A 1,205-nucleotide genomic window follows, 5' to 3' on the forward strand; every position below is an offset into this window, starting at 1 on the left:
CTCATCGCCAACCGTGGCGAAATCGCTGTCCGCGTGGCCCGGGCGTGCCGGGATGCCGGTATCGCGAGCGTTGCCGTTTACGCGGAACCGGACCGGGACGCTTCGCATGTCCGGGCGGCGGACGAGGCGTTCGCGTTGGGCGGTGACACCCCGGCCACCAGCTATCTCGACATGGCGAAGGTGCTGCAGGCCGCCAAGGACTCGGGCGCGGACGCCATCCACCCCGGCTACGGATTCCTGTCGGAGAACGCGGAGTTCGCCCAGGCCGTCCTGGACGCCGGACTGATCTGGATCGGCCCGCCCCCGCAGGCCATCCGCGACCTGGGTGACAAGGTCGCCGCCCGCCACATCGCCCAGCGCGCCGGCGCGCCCCTGGTCGCCGGCACCCCGGACCCGGTCTCCGGCTCCGACGAGGTCGTCGCGTTCGCCCGCGAACACGGCCTGCCCATCGCCATCAAGGCCGCCTTCGGCGGCGGCGGCCGCGGCCTCAAGGTCGCCCGCACCCTCGAAGAGGTCCCCGAGCTCTACGACTCCGCCGTACGCGAAGCCGTCGCAGCGTTCGGCCGCGGCGAATGCTTCGTCGAGCGCTACCTCGACAAGCCCCGCCACGTGGAGACCCAGTGCCTGGCCGACACCCACGGCAACGTGGTCGTCGTCTCCACCCGCGACTGCTCCCTGCAGCGCCGCCACCAAAAACTCGTGGAAGAGGCCCCCGCCCCCTTCCTGACCCCGGCGCAGAACGAACAGCTCTACACCGCCTCCAAAGCCATCCTCAAGGAAGCCGGCTACGTCGGCGCCGGCACCGTCGAGTTCCTCGTCGGCACAGACGGCACCATCTCCTTCCTCGAGGTCAACACCCGCCTCCAGGTCGAACACCCCGTCACCGAAGAAGTCGCCGGCATCGACCTCGTACGCGAGATGTTCCGCATCGCCGACGGCGAAGCACTCGGCTACGACGACCCCGCCCTGCGCGGCCACTCCTTCGAGTTCCGCATCAACGGCGAAGACCCCGGCCGCGGCTTCCTGCCCGCCCCCGGCACCGTCACCCGCTTCGCACCCCCCACCGGCCCCGGCGTCCGCCTCGACGCCGGCGTCGAGACCGGCAGCGTCATCGGCCCCGCCTGGGACTCCCTGCTCGCCAAACTGATCGTCACCGGCGCCACCCGCGAACAGGCCCTGCAGCGCGCCGCCCGCGCCCTGGCCGA

Annotated in this window: 1 protein-coding gene; it reads left to right on the top strand. The window is 71.7% G+C overall.

The window, feature by feature from the left end; genetic code table 11:
- A partial coding sequence (locus tag ACWFR4_RS49025) for an acetyl-CoA carboxylase biotin carboxylase subunit (RefSeq protein ID WP_453658501.1) occupies positions 1-1,205 on the top strand: 1,205 nt, incomplete at both ends.

The organism is Streptomyces sp. NPDC055140, assembly GCF_053607285.1.